General features: G+C 72.8%; 19 protein-coding genes. 4 read left to right on the top strand and 15 right to left on the bottom strand.

Annotated elements, in window-relative coordinates:
* The first annotated feature begins 156 nt into the window (after positions 1 to 156).
* Positions 157 to 1,629 (top strand): tannase/feruloyl esterase family alpha/beta hydrolase, encoded by a 1,473-nt coding sequence (locus tag ACWC24_RS13115; RefSeq protein WP_450662879.1) that lies wholly within the window; start codon positions 157 to 159, stop codon positions 1,627 to 1,629.
* A gap of 34 nt (positions 1,630 to 1,663) precedes the next feature.
* Here ACWC24_RS13115 and ACWC24_RS13110 read toward each other — a convergent pair whose 3' ends face one another.
* From ACWC24_RS13110 to ACWC24_RS13040, 15 genes are all read right to left on the bottom strand, one after another.
* Positions 1,664 to 2,428, bottom strand: a complete 765-nt coding sequence (locus tag ACWC24_RS13110) for an ABC transporter ATP-binding protein (protein ID WP_450662878.1) — start codon at positions 2,426 to 2,428, stop codon at positions 1,664 to 1,666.
* Entirely contained in the window at positions 2,425 to 3,225 is an 801-nt protein-coding gene (locus ACWC24_RS13105) for an ATP-binding cassette domain-containing protein (protein WP_450662877.1), read from the bottom strand. The genes ACWC24_RS13110 and ACWC24_RS13105 overlap by 4 nt, the downstream gene beginning before the upstream one ends.
* Positions 3,222 to 4,079 (bottom strand): ABC transporter permease, encoded by an 858-nt coding sequence (locus ACWC24_RS13100; protein WP_450662876.1) that lies wholly within the window; start codon positions 4,077 to 4,079, stop codon positions 3,222 to 3,224. The genes ACWC24_RS13105 and ACWC24_RS13100 overlap by 4 nt, the downstream gene beginning before the upstream one ends.
* Complete coding sequence (locus ACWC24_RS13095; RefSeq protein ID WP_450662875.1) at positions 4,076 to 5,041, bottom strand: ABC transporter permease; 966 nt, start codon at positions 5,039 to 5,041, stop codon at positions 4,076 to 4,078. Before ACWC24_RS13095 ends, ACWC24_RS13100 begins: the two co-directional genes overlap by 4 nt.
* Positions 5,041 to 6,561, bottom strand: coding sequence for an ABC transporter substrate-binding protein (locus tag ACWC24_RS13090; protein WP_450662874.1), 1,521 nt, complete (start codon positions 6,559 to 6,561; stop codon positions 5,041 to 5,043). Before ACWC24_RS13090 ends, ACWC24_RS13095 begins: the two co-directional genes overlap by 1 nt.
* A 48-nt stretch (positions 6,562 to 6,609) precedes the next feature.
* Positions 6,610 to 7,350, bottom strand: coding sequence for a DUF1684 domain-containing protein (locus ACWC24_RS13085; RefSeq protein WP_450662873.1), 741 nt, complete (start codon positions 7,348 to 7,350; stop codon positions 6,610 to 6,612).
* 197 nt (positions 7,351 to 7,547) lie between these two features.
* Positions 7,548 to 8,330 carry a hypothetical protein gene (locus tag ACWC24_RS13080; protein ID WP_450662872.1) on the bottom strand — a complete coding sequence of 261 codons (783 nt, stop codon included), beginning with the start codon at positions 8,328 to 8,330 and terminating at the stop codon, positions 7,548 to 7,550.
* On the bottom strand, positions 8,327 to 9,172 hold the full coding sequence (locus tag ACWC24_RS13075; protein ID WP_450662871.1) for a vWA domain-containing protein: 846 nt from the start codon (positions 9,170 to 9,172) through the stop codon (positions 8,327 to 8,329). Before ACWC24_RS13075 ends, ACWC24_RS13080 begins: the two co-directional genes overlap by 4 nt.
* Positions 9,169 to 10,329 carry a hypothetical protein gene (locus ACWC24_RS13070; protein ID WP_450662870.1) on the bottom strand — a complete coding sequence of 387 codons (1,161 nt, stop codon included), beginning with the start codon at positions 10,327 to 10,329 and terminating at the stop codon, positions 9,169 to 9,171. Before ACWC24_RS13070 ends, ACWC24_RS13075 begins: the two co-directional genes overlap by 4 nt.
* Positions 10,326 to 11,633, bottom strand: a complete 1,308-nt coding sequence (locus ACWC24_RS13065) for a protein kinase domain-containing protein (protein ID WP_450662869.1) — start codon at positions 11,631 to 11,633, stop codon at positions 10,326 to 10,328. The genes ACWC24_RS13070 and ACWC24_RS13065 overlap by 4 nt, the downstream gene beginning before the upstream one ends.
* Complete coding sequence (locus ACWC24_RS13060; RefSeq protein WP_450662868.1) at positions 11,630 to 14,260, bottom strand: hypothetical protein; 2,631 nt, start codon at positions 14,258 to 14,260, stop codon at positions 11,630 to 11,632. The genes ACWC24_RS13065 and ACWC24_RS13060 overlap by 4 nt, the downstream gene beginning before the upstream one ends.
* Positions 14,261 to 14,505: 245 nt before the next feature.
* The gene (locus tag ACWC24_RS13055; RefSeq protein WP_450662947.1) at positions 14,506 to 15,132 is read right to left on the bottom strand and encodes an Rv1733c family protein; all 627 of its coding nucleotides are present in this window, start codon (positions 15,130 to 15,132) and stop codon (positions 14,506 to 14,508) included.
* Between the two features lie 42 nt (positions 15,133 to 15,174).
* On the bottom strand, positions 15,175 to 15,990 hold the full coding sequence (locus ACWC24_RS13050) for a rod shape-determining protein (protein WP_450662946.1): 816 nt from the start codon (positions 15,988 to 15,990) through the stop codon (positions 15,175 to 15,177).
* Between the two features lie 2 nt (positions 15,991 to 15,992).
* Positions 15,993 to 16,367 carry a TraR/DksA family transcriptional regulator gene (locus tag ACWC24_RS13045; RefSeq protein ID WP_450662867.1) on the bottom strand — a complete coding sequence of 125 codons (375 nt, stop codon included), beginning with the start codon at positions 16,365 to 16,367 and terminating at the stop codon, positions 15,993 to 15,995.
* Positions 16,368 to 16,412: 45 nt separating this feature from the next.
* Positions 16,413 to 16,775 carry a TraR/DksA family transcriptional regulator gene (locus ACWC24_RS13040; protein ID WP_450662866.1) on the bottom strand — a complete coding sequence of 121 codons (363 nt, stop codon included), beginning with the start codon at positions 16,773 to 16,775 and terminating at the stop codon, positions 16,413 to 16,415.
* Between the two features lie 384 nt (positions 16,776 to 17,159).
* Between ACWC24_RS13040 and ACWC24_RS13035 the strand changes: the two genes are divergently transcribed.
* The 3 genes from ACWC24_RS13035 to ACWC24_RS13025 all read left to right on the top strand — a co-directional run bounded on the left by ACWC24_RS13035 (position 17,160) and on the right by ACWC24_RS13025 (position 19,378).
* The gene (locus ACWC24_RS13035; protein ID WP_450662865.1) at positions 17,160 to 18,113 is read left to right on the top strand and encodes a HAMP domain-containing sensor histidine kinase; all 954 of its coding nucleotides are present in this window, start codon (positions 17,160 to 17,162) and stop codon (positions 18,111 to 18,113) included.
* 2 nt (positions 18,114 to 18,115) lie between these two features.
* On the top strand, positions 18,116 to 18,775 hold the full coding sequence (locus ACWC24_RS13030; RefSeq protein WP_450662864.1) for a response regulator: 660 nt from the start codon (positions 18,116 to 18,118) through the stop codon (positions 18,773 to 18,775).
* A gap of 114 nt (positions 18,776 to 18,889) precedes the next feature.
* A complete protein-coding gene (locus tag ACWC24_RS13025; RefSeq protein WP_450662863.1) occupies positions 18,890 to 19,378 on the top strand; it encodes a hypothetical protein in 489 nt (162 codons plus the stop codon).
* Positions 19,379 to 19,431: the final 53 nt, after the last annotated feature.

Here is a 19,431-nt window from a genome sequence, read left to right as displayed (position 1 = left end):
CCTAGCCCGCTAGTTTTGACAGAGTCAAAACTAGCCACTGCCCATGGTGTCCGGCGCTTCAGTCCGGACCTCCGGCATGGTGGGCCCACACATGTTCCGCACGGTGATCGCGCCTCTAGCCTCCCGCCTGTCCCCCACTCGACCCGGAGGAATCGGATGCCCTCAGCGCACACCGTCACCACCCCGCCCCGTGAACGCCCCGGCCGGCCCGTACGGCCCGCTCGACGTACCGCCCTCGGCGCGCTGTCGCTGGCGGCCGTGTGCGCGCTCCTGCCCACGGCCGCACCCGCAGCCGCCGCGCAGGGGACGCCCGAGGGCCACTGCGCCGCACGCGCCCTGATCCGCGTACCGGGCGCGGCCCGCCAGCAGGCCGACTGCCTGGAGGAACTGACCACCGCCGGAACAGTGGCCTCCGGCCACACCGACCCGGCCGACTTCGCTGGGCTCACCCCCCGGGATCTGTCCACGCCCAGTGGCGTTCCGGGCATCCAGATCGACGGCTACTTCCCCGACTCCTCGACCACGAACACCAACCACGGCTGGAACCACGACGCGCAGTTCGTCATCCGGCTGCCCGACCACTGGAACGGCGGACTGGTGGTCTCCGGGACACCGGGCAACCGCGAGCAGTACGCCAACGACCGCGCGATCTCCGACTGGGTGCTCTCCCGCGGCTACGCCTACGCCGCCACCGACAAGGGCAACACCGGACTCGCCTTCTACCGCGACGGCCGCAGGCCCGGCGACGCCATCGCCGAGTGGAACACCCGCCTCACCCAGCTCACCCGGGCCGCCCGCGCGGTCGTCGCGCAGCGCTACCACCGGCCCCCGGCCCGGACCATCGCCACGGGCATCTCCAACGGCGGCTACCTGGTGCGCTGGCAGCTGGAGAACCACCCCGAGCTGTACGACGGCGGAGTGGACTGGGAGGGCACGCTGTGGCGCGCCGACGGCCCCAACCTGCTCACCTTCCTGCCGGCCGCGCTGCGCGCCTACCCCGTGTACGCCGCCGGCGGCCCCGGCGCCGCGGACGCCCTGGAGGCCATGCACCGGGCCGGGTACCCGGCGGGCTCCGAGTTCCTGTGGCCGTACCACGAGCAGGTCTACTGGGACCTGACCCAGCGCATCTACCGCGAGGAGCTCGACCCCGGCTTCGACGGGGCCACCGAGGCGGGCACCCCGTTCTGCGCCTCGGGCACCCCGGACTGCGACGCCGACTACTCCTACGCCACCCGGCCCGACGAGGTGCGCCGTGCCGTCGGCCGCATCGCCCTGACCGGCCGCATCGGCAAGCCGCTCATCACCCTCCAGGGCACCCTCGACGTGCTGCTGCCCATCGGCCAGGACTCCGACGTCTACGCCCGGATGGTGCACGACGCCGGGCGTGGCGCGCTGCTGCGCCACTACCGGATCGAGGACGGTACGCACACGGACTCGCTCGTCGACGTGTTCCCGGACCGGCTGCGTCCGATGGTCCCCTGCCACCGCGCCGCGTTCACCGCCCTGGAAGGGTGGCTGGGCGGGGGCGGTCCGCCGCCGGCGGACCACACGGTCCGACGGCCGGCCGGAGCGGATCCCGCGACCCTGCTGACCGACTGCCCGCTGGACCGGACGGTGTCGTCGGGCTGACGGGCCGGCGCCGGGCCGGGGGCGTCCGCCCGGATCAGACCGGCAGCCGCGGCACGCTGTCGATCAGACGGCGGGTGTACGGGTGTTCCGGGGCACCCAGCACCTGCCGGGTGTCGCCCTGCTCGACCAGGCGGCCCCGCTCCAGGACGGCCGTGCGCTCGCACAGGGAGGCGACGACCGACAGGTCGTGGGAGACCATCACCAGGGTCAGCCGCCGCTCCTCCTTGAGCTCGGCGAGCAGGTCGACGACCTTCACCCGGGTCGTGACGTCGAGGGCGCTGACGGGTTCGTCGGCGAGCAGCACGCGCGGGTCGCAGACGATGGCGCGGGCGATGGCGATGCGCTGGCGCTGGCCGCCGGAGAACTCGTGCGGGTAGCGCTCGGCGGCGTCGGCGGGCAGGCCGACCCGCTCCAGCGCCGCGGCCACCTTGGGCGCGGCGCTCGCCCGGCTGTCCAGGCCGAGGGAGCGCAGCGGTTCCGCGACGATCGCGGCCACGCGCCGGCTGGGGTCGAGGGAGGAGTACGGGTCCTGGAACACGCACTGGACGCCGCGCCGGAAGCGGCGCATCTGCCGCCGGTCGCGCGGGGACAGCGGCTCGCCGTCGAAGCGGACGGTGCCGGCGGTGGGGCGGGCGAGACCCAGCAGCAGGCGCAGCAGGGTGGTCTTGCCGGCGCCGGACTCGCCGACGAGGGCCAGGGACTGCCCCGGCTCGACGGCGAGGGACACGTCCTGTACGACGTCGGTCGCGGCGCCCCGGTAGCGCACGGCCACGTCCGTCAGTTCCAGCACGGGTGTCATCGCGCGCTCCTCAGGTCCAGGGCGGACTCCAGCTTGCGGGCGCCCGCGACGAGCGCCTTGGTGTACGCGGCCCGCGGTGCGCCCACGACGTCCAGGACGGGTCCTTCCTCGACGGCCCGGCCGTCCTTCATGACCAGGGCGCGGTCGGTGACCGCGGCGACGACGGCGAGGTCGTGGCTGACGAACAGCACGGCCATCTCCCGTTCGCGCACGAGCGTGTCGAGGAGTTCGAGCATCTCGGCCTGCACGGACACGTCGAGCGCGGTGGTGGGCTCGTCGGCGATGAGCAGGCTCGGCTCGCAGGCGAGGGCCATGGCCAGGGCGACGCGCTGGCGCTGGCCGCCGGAGATCTCGTGCGGGAAGGCGCGGGCGATGCGCTCGGGTTCGGGCAGCCGTACCCGCAGCAGCGCCTCGGTGACGGCGGTGCGCAGGCTGCGGCCGCGCAGGCCGGTGCGGCGGGCCAGCGGCTCGGCGATCTGGCGGCCCACCCGCATCAGCGGGTCGAGGGCGGTCAGGGGTTCCTGGAAGACCACGGCCGCGTCCCGGCCCCGGACCGCGGTGAGCCGCTTCTCCGGGGCGCCGACGATCTGCGTGCCGGCCAGCTCCACACTGCCGGTCGCGGTCATGCCGTCGGGCAGCAGGCCCAGGACGGCGAGCGTGGTCAGGGACTTGCCCGAGCCGGACTCGCCGATCAGGCCGAGCCGTTCGCCGCTGTCGACGGTGAAGGAGAGGTCGTCGACCAGGGTGCGCCCGTCGTCGGTGCGCACGGTCAGGCCGCGTACGTCGAGCAGGGTCATGACCGCCTCCGGCGGGTCGCCGGGTCGAGGGTGTCGCGCAGTCCGTCGGCGACGAGGTTGACCCCGACGACGAGCACCACGAGCAGGATGCCGGGGGCGAGCGCGCCTGCGGGGGCGGTGGTGAAGGTGGCCTGGGCCTCCTGGAGCATGCGGCCCCAGGAGGCGTTGGGCGGCGGTGCGCCGAGGCCGAGGTAGGACAGGCCGGCCTCGGCGAGCACGGCGAGGCCGAACTGGAGGGCCAGGTTGACCACGAGGGTGGGCCAGATGTTCGGCAGGACGTGTCCGGCGACGGTACGCGGCCAGGAGGTGCCCGAGGTCCGGGCGGCGGTGACGTAGTCCTGGGCCAGGACCCGCTTGACGAGGATCCGCACCAGCCGGGCGACGACCGCGCTCTGGGCGAGGCCGATCGCGAGGACGGCCGAGCCGAGGGTGGCCGAGCGGGCGGCGACGACGAGCATCGCCAGCAGCAGGGTCGGGAACGCGATGAGGATGTCGAGGAACGCGGCGAGGGTGTCGTCCAGCCAGCCCTGCGCGAACGCGGCGAGCACGCCCAGGGTGACACCGACGAGCGCGGCGATCGTCACCGAGCCGAGGCCGGCCTCGATCGCGATCCGGGAGCCCGTCATCAGCTGGGTGAACAGGTCCCGGCCGAGCTTGTCGGTGCCGAGCAGGTGTCCGTCGCCGGGTCCGGCGAGCCTGCCGCCGGAGGTGTCGTCGGCGTCGTAGGGCAGCCAGACCAGCGAGACGACGGCGAGCAGCGCGATCAGGGCGGTCAGCGTGCAGCCCGCCAGCAGGGTGGCGGAGCGCCGGCGGCGGACCTCCGCCGGCTTGCGCAGGACGTCCGTGTACGTCACCGGGCACCTCCCGAGAGACGGCCGCGCAGCCGCGGGTCGATGAGCCGCTGGACCAGGTCGGCGGCGAAGCCGATCACCAGCACGGCGAGCGTGGACACGAACAGGACGCCCTGGATGACCGGGTAGTCGTGCTGGGCGATGCCGGTGGCGAGCAGCGAGCCGAGGCCGGGCAGCGCGTACACCGACTCCACGACGACGGCGCCCAGCAGCGTCGAGGCGAGCTCGATGCCGAGGACGGAGATCACCGGTACGGAGGCGTTGCGCAGTCCGTGCCGCCACATGGCCCGGGGGAAGGAGGCGCCCAGGGCGCGGGCGGTGCGCAGGTAGTCACTGCCCAGCACGTCGAGGGCGGCGGAGCGGACGTAGCGGATGAGCGAGGCGCTCATCACCAGGGCGATGGTGACGACCGGCAGGACGAGGGAGCGTACGGCGTCGGCGGGCGCGGACCAGCCGTCCAGCGGGAACCCGCCGGACGGCAGCCAGCCCGCGTTCAGCGCGAACACCGCGATGAGGATCATGCCGAGCCAGAACACCGGTACCGCGATGCCCAGTTGGGAGATCCCGCTGAGCAGGGCGCCGTACCAGGTGTGGCGCTTGTGCGCGGCCACGAAGCCGACGGGTACGGCGATGACGACGGCCAGGACGAACGCGGCCAGCGTCAGCGGGACGGTCACGTTCAGGCGGGCCGTGACCTCGGGGCCGACCGGCAGCGAGCTGACGAACGACGTGCCGAGGTCGCCGCTCGCCAGCTGCCCGAGCCAGTGGGTGAACTGCTCGGGCAGCGGCCGGTCGGAGCCGATGGAGTGCCGGGCCGCCGCGATCTGCTCCGGGCTCGCGCCCACCGAGGTGAGCGCGTTGGCCGGATCGCCCGGGAGCAGGCGCAGCAGGACGAACAGCACCACGCTCGCCAGGGCCAGCGAGACCAGCAGGAAGGCGAAGCGGCGCAGGAGATAGCGCCCCATCAGCCCTGCTTCTTGATGTCGTATGCGTAGAACTGGGAGTTGAGGCCGTTGAGCGGGTAGCCGGAGAGCTTGCTGCTGGCGACGACGATCTGCGGGTACAGGTACAGCCAGTCGCTGGCCGCGTCCTCGGCGGTCTGCCGGTTGACCTTCTTCAGCAGTTCGGTCTGCTGCGCGGTGCTGGTGGCTTCCTCGGCCTGCGCCACCCACTGGGTGACCTGCTTGTTGTCGTAGCCCCAGTAGAAGTCGGGGTTGCCGTACCAGACGAGGTCGCGGTCGTTGACGTGCTCCTGGAGCGTGGCCGTGAAGTCGTGGTTCTTGTAGACCTTCGTGTACCACTCGTCCGGGGTGATCGTGTTGATCTTGACGGTGATGCCGACCTTCGCGAGCTGCGACTTGATGAAGGTCGCGGCGGTGGGGTGCGGGTCGTAGTTCGGGGTGTCGAGGGTGAAGGAGAAGCCCTTGGCGTAACCGGCCTCGGCGAGCAGCTTCTTGGCCTTGGTGACGTCGTAGGCGTTGACCTTGGTGAGGTCCTCGTACCAGGGGTCGGTGGGCGGCACCATGGAGCCGATCGGCTTGCCGTAGCCGCCCCAGACCGACTCCAGGAGCTTCTGGTCGTCGATGGCCGCGGAGACGGCCTGGCGGACCTTGACGTCGGTGAACGGCTTGGCCTTGTCGTTGAAGGCCAGCAGCAGCTTGGTGGTGGAGTCGCCGTCGTTGACCTTGTAGTTCTGGTTGCTCTTGAACTGCGCCAGGGCGTCGGGCGACTGCTCGCTGGTGACCACGTCGACGGCGTTGGTCAGCAGCGCGTTGTTCAGCGCGGTGGCGTCCTTGTAGTAGTGGAAGACCACCTGCTTGTTGGCGGCGGCGTCGCCCCAGTACCCGGCGAAGCGGTCCAGGCTCAGCGCGGAGCCGCGGGTCCACTTGGCGAGGGTGTAGGGGCCGGTGCCGTCCTCGCTCGTCTTCAGGTCCTTCGCCTCGGAGTTGATGATCCAGACGTAGGAGAGGTTGTAGACGAAGGAGATCGACTTCTGGGACAGCGTGACCTTGACGGTGTGCGCGTCCGGGGTGGCGATGTCCTTGACGACCTCGAGGTTGCTCTTGCGGGCGGACTGGGAGTCGTCCGCGAGGACCTTCTCCAGGCTGTACTTGACGTCGGCGCTGGTGAGTTCCTTGCCGCTGTGGAACTTCACGCCGCTGCGCAGGGTGAAGGTGTAGGTGAGGCCGTCGGCCGAGGCCTGGTAGTCCTGGGCGAGGAGCTTGTCGACCTTGCCGTCGTCGGTGAGCCGGAACAGGCCTTCGTACACGTTGCCGTTGAGGGCCTCGGTGACGCCCTGGCCGCCGCCCGCGGTGTTGTCGAGGTTCTGCGGCTCGTACAGGGAGCCGACGTTGACGGTGGCGTTCTTGTCCCAGGTGCCGGCGGAGGTGCTCTTCGCGCCGGAGCCGGAGCCGCAGGCGGTGAGGGCGAGGGCGAGGGCGGCCGTGGTGGCGGTGACGTACAGGGTCGACGTGCTCAGTCGCATGGTTCGGGGCGCTTTCGTGCTGGGTGGAACGGGAGGGCTGCGGACCGGTCAGTGCTGCGCGAGGAAGCCGTCGCGGAAGACGGGGCGCTTCTCGCCGGCCTCGACCGGCAGGTGGAAGCGGTTCTGCCGCGGCGGCATCGGACAGTTGTACTGATCGGAGAATCCGCAGGGCGGCACGAAGGCCCGGTTGAAGTCCAGGACGACGCGGCTGTCGTCGTCGGTGCGCCGGACGAACAGGAAGCGGCCGGCGCCGTAGGTGGTGTCCCCGTTGGTGGGGTCGCCGAAGACGAGCAGCAGGGTGCCGTCGTCGTCGAAGGCGCTGAGGGTGTACTCGCGGCCGTCGACGGTGAGCGTGATGTCGCCCGGCACGACGAGGTCGCGGGTGCCGCCGTTGTCCCGGAGGTGCTCGAAGGGGATGCGGCGGGCGCCGGGCACGGGGGTGTAGGTGGCTTCCAGGACCCAGGCCGGGTCGTACGGGAAGGCCTCGACGCCCTCGAAGTTCCGGATGGCGGGCGCGTCCGCGTCCCAGAAGCGCAGGCCGTGCTCGGGCTCGCCGGTGACGAGGTCGGTGCGGCGCAGCGTGGTGACCGTCACACTGTCCGGCCGTCCGGCGCGGGCCGCCTCGACGTCGGGCTCCTCGCCGGCCGGGAGCCAGCGGGTCTCCACGAGGGCGAGGTTCCCGGTCGGCGCGGGGAGCGCCCGAAGACGCTCGGCACGCCAGACATTCCACTCCTCCCCGGGGTCTACGGGGGTCGGGACGGCGGAGGACAGGGACACGGCGGGACTCATTCGGCTAGACGGGCACGACCATCACGAAACGTTACCTGATGGCCAAAGCATGTTCTTTATCAGCCATAAGATGTCCTAATGTCAAACCTGCTTCTCAGCAGGTGAGACGTCCGGTCTCACTCGTAACACACGGAAACGATCTCGTCCCCTTCACCCACAGTGACCGTTCCGCCCGGCCGAGGCCCCGCGGGAGACCGCTACGGGGCGGTCCTCGGGCAGATCCTGATCAGCGTGGTGTCGTCCGTCTCGATGATCCCGGCGGTCCTGAGTTCCGTCACCAGCCGGGTGAAGGCGCGCGCGTCCAGGCGCCGCACCACCTGCCACCACACGGCCGCGTCCGGACCCGCGGCGGAGCCGGCACGCTCCAGCAGCACCTGTGCGAGAGCGTCCGACGCCAGCACCAACATGTCCTGGGAGCCGATCCGGCCGTCGCACGAACGGATCGACTCGGCCGCGGTCCACGGCTCGGCGCGAGACGTCAGCAGGTCGGGGTGCGAGTCGAACGCGGCGGGGTCGTCCAGCGGATGGGCCGACAGGAGTCGGTCCCCTTGTACGTGCAACAGGCAGGTGTCGCCCACCGCGACCGCCTCATAACTCCAACCCTCCACAGAGGCGAAGAGTTTCAGTCCCAGCAGGGTGGCCGCGGCGACACCCCTCGTCTCCGCGTCCGCCACCCAGAAGCTCACCTCGCCGCGCTGTTTCCGGCGCCGCGACTCCTCCTCGTCCCAGCGCAGGCAACAGCGTTCGATCCACCGGACCACCGACTCGCGCGTGCGGTCCGGTCCTTCGTCGGTGTAGGCGGCGGCCAGCAGGCGGCCCCAAGGACCCGCCCGATAGGCCGAGCTCGCCCCGTCGCACAGCGCGTAGACGGTCCGGTCCGGGCTGACGGCCGGACAGTCCTGGTACTCCAGCGGCCGGTCCGGGGCCGAGGGAACGAAGTAGACATGGGCGTCCACGGCGGTGGCCGCGTGAGTTCTCATACGCGCCGCCCGTTGACCCGCGGCTCGACCCGGGTGCCGACGTTGAGCGCCTTGACCACGGCTTCGAGGTCGGCGTTGCACACGAAGCCCCGCGCCCCGGCGTCGGGACGGGGCAGCCCCGCCAGCTCCGCGTCGGTCCCGACGTACTCCATCATGCGTGCGGGCAGCGCGGAGGAGATGCGGAACAGCCCCGCCGTGTACGGGTCGGGCAGCCCGGAGGCGTCGCTGGGGAAGAGAACAGGGGTGGCCGCCCGCGCGGCGATGGCGATGTTGAACAGGATGAGCGGACCGTCCACCGTGCTCAACTGCTGGAGCTTCGCCGCCCGTTGGGCCACATCGTCGAGCGAACCGTCGGTCGCCGCGCCGTCCGTGACGTTGATGACCACCGGGGCCGGCGAGTCCTGGTGCGACGCGGTCCAGCCGGCGGCGAAGTCGTACGCGCGGTCCAGCGCGGCGCACATCGCGGTCTGCCCGTTGGACTCCGGTTCGAGCCACACGGCCCATTCCTCGCCGCCGGGACCGCGGTGGATCCGTGAGTACGATTCCGCCAGTTGGGGCGAGGCGACCATCGGGTTGCCGAATCCGTCGTTGCTCTTCAGCAGCGGCACAGCGTCGTCCGCGTAGCCGATGAGGGCGATGTCGAAGTAGTGCCGCGGGCCCGCCTCGTCCCGCGTGCAGGTCTGGATGAGCTGTGTGAGCAGGCGATTGGTCGTGTCCGCCAGCGCCTGGGCCTTGGTCAGGCCGTCGCCACCCTGCATGGGGGCGGACATCGAGTACGACTGGTCGAGCAGCAGGACGAAACAGGCGGGGTGCTTCCTGTCGACCCGGATCGTGTGGTTCATGTGTCGCCTCCGTGTCCCCCGAGTCCTCGGGCGATGTGTTCCGGTTGCAGAAGAAGCCGAGGGGGCAGCCCCTGCGCGTCGGGCTGCCACAGTTGGGCGCAGCTCCTGCAGGTGACGGCGGTACGGGCGGAGTTCTCGTCCAGGTCGAAGGATCCGCAGCCAGGGCACTGCGGCCCGATCTCGGGCCCGGTGAGGGTCTCGGCGAAGGCCCGGATGTCGAAGTACCGGGGTGTGGGCGGCCTGCTGTCGCCCGACGCGGGTGCCGGCGGCCTGTCCTCGGCCGGCGGAAGGGGTTGCGGCCTGCCGCCGGGCGGCCGGAGGGGGGCTTCGGGGACGCGGGGAGCCGCCTCAGGGGCCCCCGGACCGGCGGCGGTCACGCCTGTGCCGTTCACCGGCACGCCGTTCAGGGGCGCGCCGTTCACGCTCGTGCCCGGCATGCCCGTACCGGTCTCGTCCAGGCCGGTCGATCCGGTCGGGCCGGTGCGGGCCGTGCCCGTCGCGCCGGGATCGGCCGCCCGGTCGTACGACGGATGCCGGGGCGGCGCCGGTCGGCTCGGCGGCGCGGAGCCGGGCCGGCGGGCGGGGCCGGGGCGACGGCCCTGGCGGATCAGTGCCCTGGTGGTGGGCGCGAGGAGCAGTCCCACGGCGAGCAGGCCCATGACGCGCACCGGGGACGGACCGGGCTGTTCCGGCTCCGGCACGTCCGCGGCTCGCAGCACCGCGCCGCTGTCGTCGACGGCCTCCACCGACGGCGGCAGGGCCCGCGCCGCGCCACCGAGGTCCGGCGCCGCGGTGAACGAGAGGACCGCGGGTGGTTTCATCTCGGCGATGCTCCGCGCGAGTGCGGCGTCGGGCGTCCACGCCGGCCGGCGGTCGGTCACCTGGGGCGGCAGCGCCTGACGCTCGGGTGGGACGAGCAGCACGAGGTCGGCCCGCACCGCCGCGGCCCGCGCGGAGATCGCGTCGAGATCGGCCGGCCGGGGCTTGGCCGCCAGCCTGGTCACCAGAGTCCGCCGGGGCGGCTCGCTCGCCGCTCCTCCCTCGGTGGGCAGCACCGCCGCCAGCAGCGCCCCGGCCAGGGCGAGGAGCAGGATCACGGCTCCCGCGGGCGAGGGCCGGGTTCTCGCGGCCCGGCGTTCGGTACGGGGCTCGTTCATGACATGACTCCGAGGACCATGACGAGGACGACCGCCAGCAGCGTCACCAGGGCGACACCGGTCAGCAGCAACGACCTCGGGCGCCGCGCGCGCTCGGGCACGGGGGACCGCGGCGACCGGACGGGCCGGGGCGGCAGGTGCGGTACGGGCTCGGACGGACGGGACCCGGGCCGAGAGGCCCGCTTCCGGTCCGGCGAACCGACCGGTTCCGGCCGGCGGTCCGGCTTCCGGTCCGGCGAACCGACGGGCTCCGGCCGGCGCTCCGGCTTCCGCCGCAGGTCCGGCTCAGGCTCCGGCTCCGGACGCCGATCCGGCATCGGATCGGGAAGGCGCTTCATCGGCCACCGGTCCCCCACCGGCTCCGGCTCCGCCGTGGGCAGACCGACGTCGGTGAGCGCCTCGAGGGCGGGCACCTCGTCCAGGGAGGCCCGGCAGGCCCGGTCGAGCAGCGCCGTCAGCTTCCTGACGTGCAGGCTCCTGCTGGCCGCCAGCCGGAACCACAGAGGGCACGCCATGGGCCGGGCGAAGTCCTCGGCGGTGAACAGAAGGTTGTCCTCGTTGTGGAACTCGTCCCACAGCCCGGGGTCCGCCGCCACGGCCAGGATCGACAGATGGATGACCAGTGCCGAGAAACGGTCGATGTTCCGGTTCCAGTGATGTGCCTGCAACCGCTCGGGGTGCTGGAAGTGCGGATGCCCGAACTCCTGGGGCGGATCCTTGGACAACTCGGTCAGCCACACGGCGTCCAGATCGATGAGCCGCAGTCCGCCCCCGTCCGTGACCCGGATGTTGTCGTGCTGGAGGTCGCCGTGGGCCAGGTCGTTCCGATCCAGGTGGTCGAGGACGCCGAGCCAGCCCTCGGCGAGGCGGTTGAGCTCCTCGGGCCGGTCGAGACGGGATTCGAGGTGGGCCCGCAGGCTCCGGCCCGCGACATGTTCCATCACGACCGCGGGCCACCAGCGCCCTTCGATGTTCACCGCCTCGGGCAGCCACATCGCGTCCGCGAGCACGGGCGGTCGCCGCCGGTCCTCGTCCCTCCCCTGGGCCGCGGCCCACCGTGTGAGGGCTTCGTAACGTCGCTGGAGTGCCGGCGCGGGTCTGTCCTTGAAGCACCGCAGCACCAGTTCGCCCTCGGGCGCCTTCAGGACGTAGGCCGCGGCGTTCGCTCCTTCCATCCGGCGTGTCAGGCCGGCGGACCGGTCGACCACGGCCGCGCCCAGTCTGCTCTTCGGGGGGAACGCCGACGACTGCACCGCCCTGTCGAAGGCCGTGATGTCCGGCCAGGGGGTCGGCGGCCTGCTCACGACTCGGCCTTGCCCGGGCCCTCGACACGGCCGGGCCTCGGCGCGCCGACGGCCGCCGACAGCTCGGCTCCCGCGCCGCGGACGTCGTCGGCGCGCTTCAGGAGCAGGCTCACCGACTCCGCCAGTACGGCCTCCGCTCCGTCGAACTCACCCGGCCAGATGGTCCGTTGCTCGCCGCGGCACACACGCTTCCACTCCAGCTCCACACCCGGGGTCCCGGTCGTCGCGTCGAAGAACTGGTACGCGGCGGCCACCAGCACCCGCACCATCGCCAAGGCCTCGGCGTGGAGTTGGCGTTCCAGCTCGCTCACCGTGTTCTCGACGGCCGCGACCAGGTCGCGGTGCAGCTGCTCCATGCTCGCGGTGGCCCGGGCGGCGTAACCGCCCGAGCCGTCGGCCGGTGCGGCCGGGTCGGCCGGCACCCCGCCCTGGCCGGGGTGGTGCCGAACCGGTGGCTCCTGGCGGAGGGACGCTTCCGGCCGCGTCGGCGCGGCCGGTCCGGCGGCGGGCGTGTGGAACCAGCTCGCGCGGCTGACCGGGCGCTGCGGATCGCCGTGCGGCGGAGCCTGCGGGGGTTCCGGGGAGAGGTGCGACCCCTGCCGGTCCGGGCCCGGGGCGGGCGGCTGCTGCCGGGGGGCGGGGACGGAGTGGATCTGGCCGGCCCAGTGCCGTACCTGCTGCACCAGGGGACTGCCGACCCGCAGGAAGAGACTGCCGTAGTCGGTGCGCAGGCCGGTGAAGTCCCGCAGCGCCTGTCGGAGGATGGGCACCGGCAGGCGCTCCACCCGTCGCAGCAGGGTCTCCAGCGGCTGGTCGCCGACGGGTACGAGGGCGTCGGTGAGCTGCCCGCGGAGGGCGTCGGCCATACGCTGCCACAGCAGGGCGACGGCACGGTCGACGGAGGTGTCCACGCGGCCGAACTCCTCGGCCAGTTTGGTGCGGGCACGGTTGAACCACAGGTCCAGCGCCTCGCCGCCGCTCTGGTACATCGCGGCCTTCGTCTCGGCCCGCCAGGTCGCCTCGTCCGCGGAGTCGAAGCCGGTGCGCGCCCAGGAGCGGACCCGTTCGGCGGCGTCGGCGACCGCCGCCTCGATCTGCGGGATGTGCTCCCGGCGCTGCACCATCCCCTCGTAGTCCTCGTACACCTGGGCCAGGTCCTGGGCGAGCTGGTTGCGCAGCCTCTTGACCAGGTTCTGGAGCCGGTCGGTCTCGTCCGGCACGCCCAGTTGCCACTGCTCGCTCGCGGCGGCCACCTCCCGGGCGAAGCCCACCACGTCGCGGGTGACCTCGGACATCCGGCGCCGCAGGCCGTCGAACACCGCGCGGTCCATCTCCGCCAGCCGGTCGGCGAGGTGGCCGAGCACCACGGGCAGCAGCCGTTCCCGCACGGCGGCGTCGGCCGTCCCGGTGCTGCGTCCCAACGGGCATTCCACGGTCCGGACCTGGTAGTTGCGCGCCGCGTCACGGGCCTTGTCCAGGAGGTTGCGCGCCGACTCGGGGGTCAGCGTCTCGTCGGCGTTCACCACGACCATGGTGAAGTCCGCCAACGGCACGTCACCGCAGGCGAGTTGGGCGAGGTGCAGATCCGCGAAGTCCTCCTGGGCGAAGAACGCCTTGTCGGGCGCGCCCCTCTTCACATGGAGCAGGAAGTCCACTTCGTGGGTGAGGTCGTGCAGGAAGTGCCGCTGTACGTCGAGGCCGGCCTCGCCCGCTCCCGGCAGGTCGACCAGGACCATCGCGGCGGTGTCGAGATGCGGGAAGTCGCAGTGGATGTGGACGTCCCGCACCGCGTGGTACAGCCTCGGCATGCCGTCGTCGTCACGGCCGCCCGGGTAGCTGACGTAGGGCCGCAGTTGCTCCAACGGGACCACGAGCTGCCGGTGTTCACCGCCGCGCCGGCTGCTCTGCTCGAGCAGCGGCAGATATTCGTCCAGCGCCTGCTGCGCCTGCAGCAGCTTCTTGAGGTAGGGCAGGGCCTCGGCGCTTCGCTCGTCGGTGACCGCGCCCTTGCCGTCCGCCTCGGGGTACGGATACGCACGGAACGACGCCGCGTCCCTCGGCGGTCTTCCGCTGAGCTGCGCGGCGCTGTGCAGGGGCGCGAGGTACTGGTCCGCGAACTCGTCCCAGGTGCGCAGGGTGACCCGGGCCTCCGCCTTGCCCCGCTGATGGTGGATCCAACTGCGGGACGCGGTGGTGGGGTTGTCCTGGTGCGACGGCAGGACCGTGCCGTCGAGTCCGCTGGCCGCCCGCAGCACGGTGCTCTTGCCCGCCTTGGTACGGCCGACGACTCCGATGTTGACCGTGTCGCGGTTCACGCGGGCTTCCACGGCCGCCAGATGGGCCCCGGTCCGGCGGACCTGCTCGGCCAGCCGGTCGAGCGGATCCGGCCCGCCGTCGGCGGCCGGGCGGCGCCAGGCCTCGACCGTCCGCAGCGCGTGGTCCGGGTCTCCGGACGGCGCCCCCGCCTTCGTCGCCTCGGCCACCAACCGGTCGACGGCTTCCGTCAGTTCCTCGAAGTGGTTCCTGAACGCTTCCCACTGGCGGCCGATCTCCCGCACCAGCGGACGGTTCGTCGTCCGGTTGGCCAGCGCACGGTTGATCGACGACTCCAGACGTGACCGATCCACGCCTTCCCCCTCGGAGTTCTCAGAATGTCTCATCCTGTGATAGGCCGAATATAGCCATGGATTCCCCGGATAGTCCCCATTACGCAGACATCCGACACAAGCGGAAGGAAACGAGCGAAGTAGGCCTTCCAGGTGGGAAATTCCGGACCTGAGCGGGGCGCGGAACGACTCCGCGTGTACGGCGCCGGCGCCGCGTACCGCGTATCGCCCGCTCGGCGGCGGCGCTCCGGCAGCGCTGATTCAGGTCACGTCGACGTGGTCCACCGCGGGGCCGTACGGGCCCACGCGATGTCCCACCGTGCGAGGTTGCGCCGCTCCAGCCTGCGCGCGGCCCAGCCGTACGCGGCGGCACCGACGGCGGGCACGGTCAGGGCGGCGACCAGCGCGGCGCCCATCGTGCGGTTGCGGACCTGTTCGGCGGTCAGTGGCGGGCCGGTGATCCGCCCTTCCTCGCCGACCCAGACCCGGACCTCGCTGCCGGCGCGCAGTGCGGGTTCGACGTCGGCCCTCGCGGTCCGTGTCCGTCCGTGCGGATCGGTGAAGCGGACGGTGACCGGATACCGGGTCGACTTCGCCTCGGGGGAACCGGGTTCGGGATGGCGCGGGGCGTCGTGCAGGAGGACCGCGGGGGTGTGGTGCCGTACGGCGGCCTCGTCCCGCGCGGTCTGCCGGTGGTGACGGTAGGCGGCGTCGCCGACCAGGAACATGGCGGCGGGGACCGCCGCCGTCACGGCGAGGATCAGGCCGAGCGCGATCCACGCCTGCACGAGATCGGTACGGCGGCGCAGCGGGTTGCTCCGCAACCGCCACAGCAGGACACCGGGCGGGTGTTCAGGGGGGCGGCGGCTGTACCGGGGTGTTTCACGGGCCACCATGTGTCTCCTTCTGTATGGGCGCGCCCGCTCCTGGCTGCGCTACTGCGGGTGCGCGGACCCGGTGAGTCCGGTGGTCGAGGGATGTGCGTGGGCGTCTTCCAGCAGCCGGCCCGCCCCGCGGACGGCCGCGGTGTGCGGGGCGGGCACCGGTGTGACGGGGGCGTGCAGTCGCCCGCTCAGGCGGTGGACGATGTCGGGACGCAGCGCGCCCCCGCCGGCCAGGAGCACGCCCCGTCGCAGCGCGTCGAGCGTCTGGGTGGTGCGGTCCTGTTCCAGCATGGTGGTGACCATCGCGACGGCCGCGTCGGCGATCCGGGCCGGCGGGGTGCGGCTGTCCAGGTCGCCGATGCCCAGGGCGGTGCGGCGGGCGTCGGTCACGAAGCCGTCGGTGAGCAGGACGACCTCGGTGACGTGGGCGCCGAGGTCCACCACGAGCAGGGGCCTGCTCAGGTCGGCGTCGACCGCGGTGGCCACGGCGCGCGCCGCCGGGACGGTCAGCACGCCGTGCGGCCGCAACCGCTCCACCGCGGCACGGGCCGCCGACCGGAAGGCGGGTCCGCTCAGTACGGGTGTGGTCAGGATGAACATGGGGCGGGTGGCGTGCGGCAGCCGGTGGCCGAGCAGGCGATCGAGCATCAGGGCGGTGCCCGGGACGTCGACGATGGTGGCGCGCTGGACGGGGTGCACACCGCCGTCCCCCGGGAAGGTCACCGTGGGCACGTCCAGGATCACGCCCCGGCCGGACGCCCAGACCCGGGTGCGTACGCTGCCCAGGTCCAGGGCGATGCCACAGCACTGCGGGCAGCAGGGCCAGGGGCGGTGCCGCGTGCTCCGGGAGCGCGGGCGGGGTGTCATGGTCACCGGCCTGCCTCCCGCACCTGCTGGCAGCGCCCGCAGTAGCGGGCCTGCGGCACGATGACCAGGCGCTCCCGGGCGATGGGTCTGCGGCACAGGTGGCAGTTGCCGTACCGGCCCTGCTCCATGCGCACGAGGGCCGCCTCGACGTCGGCGAGGACCATCCGGGCGGAGGCGGCGAGCTTGACCCGGACCTCCGTCTGGGCGGCGGCGCGCCGCTCGGGCAGTGCCGGGGGGCGGTGCGCGGCGGCGGCCGAGAGCTGCTGGAGCTGTTCCAGGCGGAACAGGCGCTGCTCGTGCAGGTTCGCCCGCAGGGCGGCGAGGTCCTCGGTCGACAGGGTCGTGTTGCGGTGGCGGGTGCTCTGCTGGTTCACCAATTCCCCCTCGGACGGGGCAGCGGACGGAGGCTGGGCGGACGCCGGTCAGGCGGCGTCGCGCTGGCAGGGGACGCAGTACCGCGTGTGCGGCAGGATCTCCAGGCGCTCGACGGGGATGGGCTTGGCGCAGCCCTCGCAGTCTCCGTAGCTGCCGTCCTGGACCCGGGCGAACGCCGCGTCGATCTCCTTGAGGACCCGCCGCACGGTGTCCCGCTGCGCGGTCGCCATCGGGTCTGGCGTGCTCGGCTCGGCCTCGGCGATGGCCCGCAGCTGCGTCAGCCGGGAGTTGCGTTCGTGTTCGAGCCGCTGACGGGCCTCGTGCGCCGTCAGACGCTCGGGGCGGGCTTCGGGACGGGGGGCGGTCCGGGGTTCGGGACCGGGTTCGGTCCGGGGCGTGTCGAGCGGCATGGCAGGTCCTTTCCTCGACGGAACGGGGGCGTACGGAGCTGAGGTGAGGCGCGAAGCCTCGGAGCGGAGAGGCCTTGGACCGCAGAGGTGCGCCCCGGACCGGGAACGGCGGGGTCACGGTGAGTGGTCCGGACCCCACCTTGGCCGAGGCGCCGTACGAAACCCATCGGGCGCGATACCCATCTGCGCCGCCGCGGAGCCCGTCGCGACCTCGGCGGCCCGGCCTGCGGAAATGGGCATTGGAGCCCATCGACGGGTCGGGCGCGGCGGAGGGAGGCTGGCCACGGACCGGTCGCCGAGCCGCGCCCACGACTCGGGCGTGGGGTGCGCGGTGACCGACAGTGGAGACAGAGCCGTATCGCACGAGGAAGGGTTGTCATCCCGGTGTCGCTGTTCTGGCGGATCTTCGCCCTCAACGCCGTGGTGCTGGGGTCTGCCACCGCGCTGCTGCTGTGGGCCCCGGTGACGGTGTCCGTGCCGGTCGTGCTGACCGAGGCGGTCATCCTGGTGGCCGGCCTGGCCGTCATGCTGGTCGCCAACGCGGCCCTGCTGGGGATCGGCCTGGCGCCCCTGGGCCGGCTCGCGAAGCTGATGACCACCGTCGACCTGCTGCGCCCCGGCCAGCGCCTGCCGGAACGCGGGCACAGCGAGATCGCCGAGCTGATCCGCACCTTCAACGCCATGCTCGACCGCCTCGAACACGAACGGGCCGCCAGCAGCGCCCGCGTCCTGCTCGCGCAGGAGGCCGAGCGGCGCCGTATCGCCCAGGAACTCCACGACGAGGTCGGCCAGAGCATGACCGCGATCCTGCTGGCGCTGAAGCGGGCGGCGGACACGGCGGCCGAGCCGCTGCGCGGTGAGCTGCAACAGGCCCAGGAGATCACCCGCGAGAGCCTGGACGAGGTCCGCCGCCTGGTGCGCCGGCTGCGGCCGGGCGTGCTGGAGGATCTCGGCCTGGTCAGCGCCCTCACCTCGCTGACCACCGAGTTCGCCACGCACGCCGGGCTGCGCGTGGTGCGCCGCTTCGACCCCGGGCTGCCCGCGCTGGACGAGCAGACGGAACTCGTGCTCTACCGGGTCGTCCAGGAGGCCCTGACCAACGCCGCCCGGCACGCCGAGGCCGGCCGGGTGGAGGTGACCCTGCGCCACGCCGACGACTCGGTGGTCCTGACCGTCGCGGACGACGGCCGTGGGAGCGCCGTCGTCCGCGAGGGCGCCGGGATCCGCGGGATGCGCGAGCGGGCCCTGCTGATCGGGGCGGCGCTCGACATCACCTCCGAGCCGGAGGCCGGTACCCAGGTCCGGCTGACCGTGCCCGCCAGCCCCAGAAAGTCGTGACCATGACCGAAACACCGACGATCCGGATCCTGCTCGCCGACGACCACGCGCTGGTACGACGCGGGGTGCGGCTCATCCTCGACGGCGAACCCGACCTCGAGGTCGTCGCCGAGGCCGGGGACGGCGCCGAGGCCGTCGCCCTGGCCCGCACCCACCAGGTCGACCTGGCCGTCCTGGACATCGCGATGCCCCGGATGACCGGTCTCCAGGCCGCCCGCGAACTCCTCGCGGTCAAGCCCGGCGTGCGGGTCCTGATGCTGACGATGCACGACAACGAGCAGTACTTCTTCCAGGCGCTCAAGGCCGGGGCCGGCGGGTACGTGCTGAAGTCCGTGGCCGACCGCGACCTGGTCGCCGCCTGCCGGGCCGCCATGCGCGACGAGCCATTCCTCTACCCGGGCGCGGTCACCGCCCTCGTCCGCAACTACCTCGACCGTGTCCACGACGGCGAGGAACCCCCGGACCAGGTGCTGACGCCCCGGGAGGAGGAGGTGCTCAAGCTCGTGGCCGAGGGCCACTCCTCCAAGGAGATCGCGGAGCTGCTGTTCATCAGCATCAAGACCGTCCACCGGCACCGGGAGAACCTCCTGCACAAGCTCGGGATGCGCGACCGCCTGGGCCTCACGCGCTACGCCATCCGGGCCGGCCTCATCGAACCCTGACCGCCGGCCCCTCCGACCGCCTCAAGGCTCCGGCCGTCCACTCCCCCGCCGGAGCCTTGAGGCACCCCGCTCTCCCAGGACCAGCGCCCACCGCAGCCGAAGCTAGGACGACGTATGGCACGCTCCTCGCTCACCCCCGCACGCTCGTGCGTCCTCGGGGCCTCGGCGGTGGTCGCGATCCTGCTCGCCGCGCTCGCCGCGCTGCTCACCGCGACGACACCCGGCGGCCCGTCCCCGGTCACACCCGTCGGCGCGAGGGGCACGACAGCCTCGACGGCCATGACAGCGGCACCGCGCTCCACCCCCGCATCGCCGTCGGCGTCACCGACGGCCGCCGGACCGGTTGCCGCGACCGTCCGGGCCGAGGGCGGGCATCACGCGGACGACGGGCATCCGGCCCTCCGCGCCGGTGCGGCACGAATCCAGCGCCCCGCCGTCGGCGAGCGCCACTCGCCGCCGCCCGCCCTCGGCACCCCGGGCCGCCCGGGCGGCGCCCTGCCGCGCACCGTCGACGTCTCCGCGGCGACGCTGCCCGCGTCCACCTCCGCACGACCGACGTACGACGTCCGTCTGCGGGCACCTCCTCGACGGCCGGGCACCTGACCCCTGCGCTCGCTGCCTCCGTCTCTCCTCGCCGTGGACCACGCCCTGGCCGC

The organism is Streptomyces sp. NPDC001443, assembly GCF_053597355.1.
This window is presented reverse-complemented; position numbering and strand designations above follow the sequence as displayed.

What these genes read in the sequence shown, in the direction of transcription:
- ACWC24_RS13115 (WP_450662879.1), top strand. Translation starts at nt 157, where the DNA reads ATGCCCTCAGCGCACACCGTCACCACCCCGCCCCGTGAACGCCCCGGC.
- ACWC24_RS13110 (WP_450662878.1), bottom strand. Translation starts at nt 2,428, where the DNA reads ATGACACCCGTGCTGGAACTGACGGACGTGGCCGTGCGCTACCGGGGC.
- ACWC24_RS13105 (WP_450662877.1), bottom strand. Translation starts at nt 3,225, where the DNA reads ATGACCCTGCTCGACGTACGCGGCCTGACCGTGCGCACCGACGACGGG.
- ACWC24_RS13095 (WP_450662875.1), bottom strand. Translation starts at nt 5,041, where the DNA reads ATGGGGCGCTATCTCCTGCGCCGCTTCGCCTTCCTGCTGGTCTCGCTG.
- ACWC24_RS13090 (WP_450662874.1), bottom strand. Translation starts at nt 6,561, where the DNA reads ATGCGACTGAGCACGTCGACCCTGTACGTCACCGCCACCACGGCCGCC.
- ACWC24_RS13085 (WP_450662873.1), bottom strand. Translation starts at nt 7,350, where the DNA reads ATGAGTCCCGCCGTGTCCCTGTCCTCCGCCGTCCCGACCCCCGTAGAC.
- ACWC24_RS13080 (WP_450662872.1), bottom strand. Translation starts at nt 8,330, where the DNA reads ATGAGAACTCACGCGGCCACCGCCGTGGACGCCCATGTCTACTTCGTT.
- ACWC24_RS13075 (WP_450662871.1), bottom strand. Translation starts at nt 9,172, where the DNA reads ATGAACCACACGATCCGGGTCGACAGGAAGCACCCCGCCTGTTTCGTC.
- ACWC24_RS13070 (WP_450662870.1), bottom strand. Translation starts at nt 10,329, where the DNA reads ATGAACGAGCCCCGTACCGAACGCCGGGCCGCGAGAACCCGGCCCTCG.
- ACWC24_RS13050 (WP_450662946.1), bottom strand. Translation starts at nt 15,990, where the DNA reads ATGACACCCCGCCCGCGCTCCCGGAGCACGCGGCACCGCCCCTGGCCC.
- ACWC24_RS13040 (WP_450662866.1), bottom strand. Translation starts at nt 16,775, where the DNA reads ATGCCGCTCGACACGCCCCGGACCGAACCCGGTCCCGAACCCCGGACC.
- ACWC24_RS13030 (WP_450662864.1), top strand. Translation starts at nt 18,116, where the DNA reads ATGACCGAAACACCGACGATCCGGATCCTGCTCGCCGACGACCACGCG.
- ACWC24_RS13025 (WP_450662863.1), top strand. Translation starts at nt 18,890, where the DNA reads ATGGCACGCTCCTCGCTCACCCCCGCACGCTCGTGCGTCCTCGGGGCC.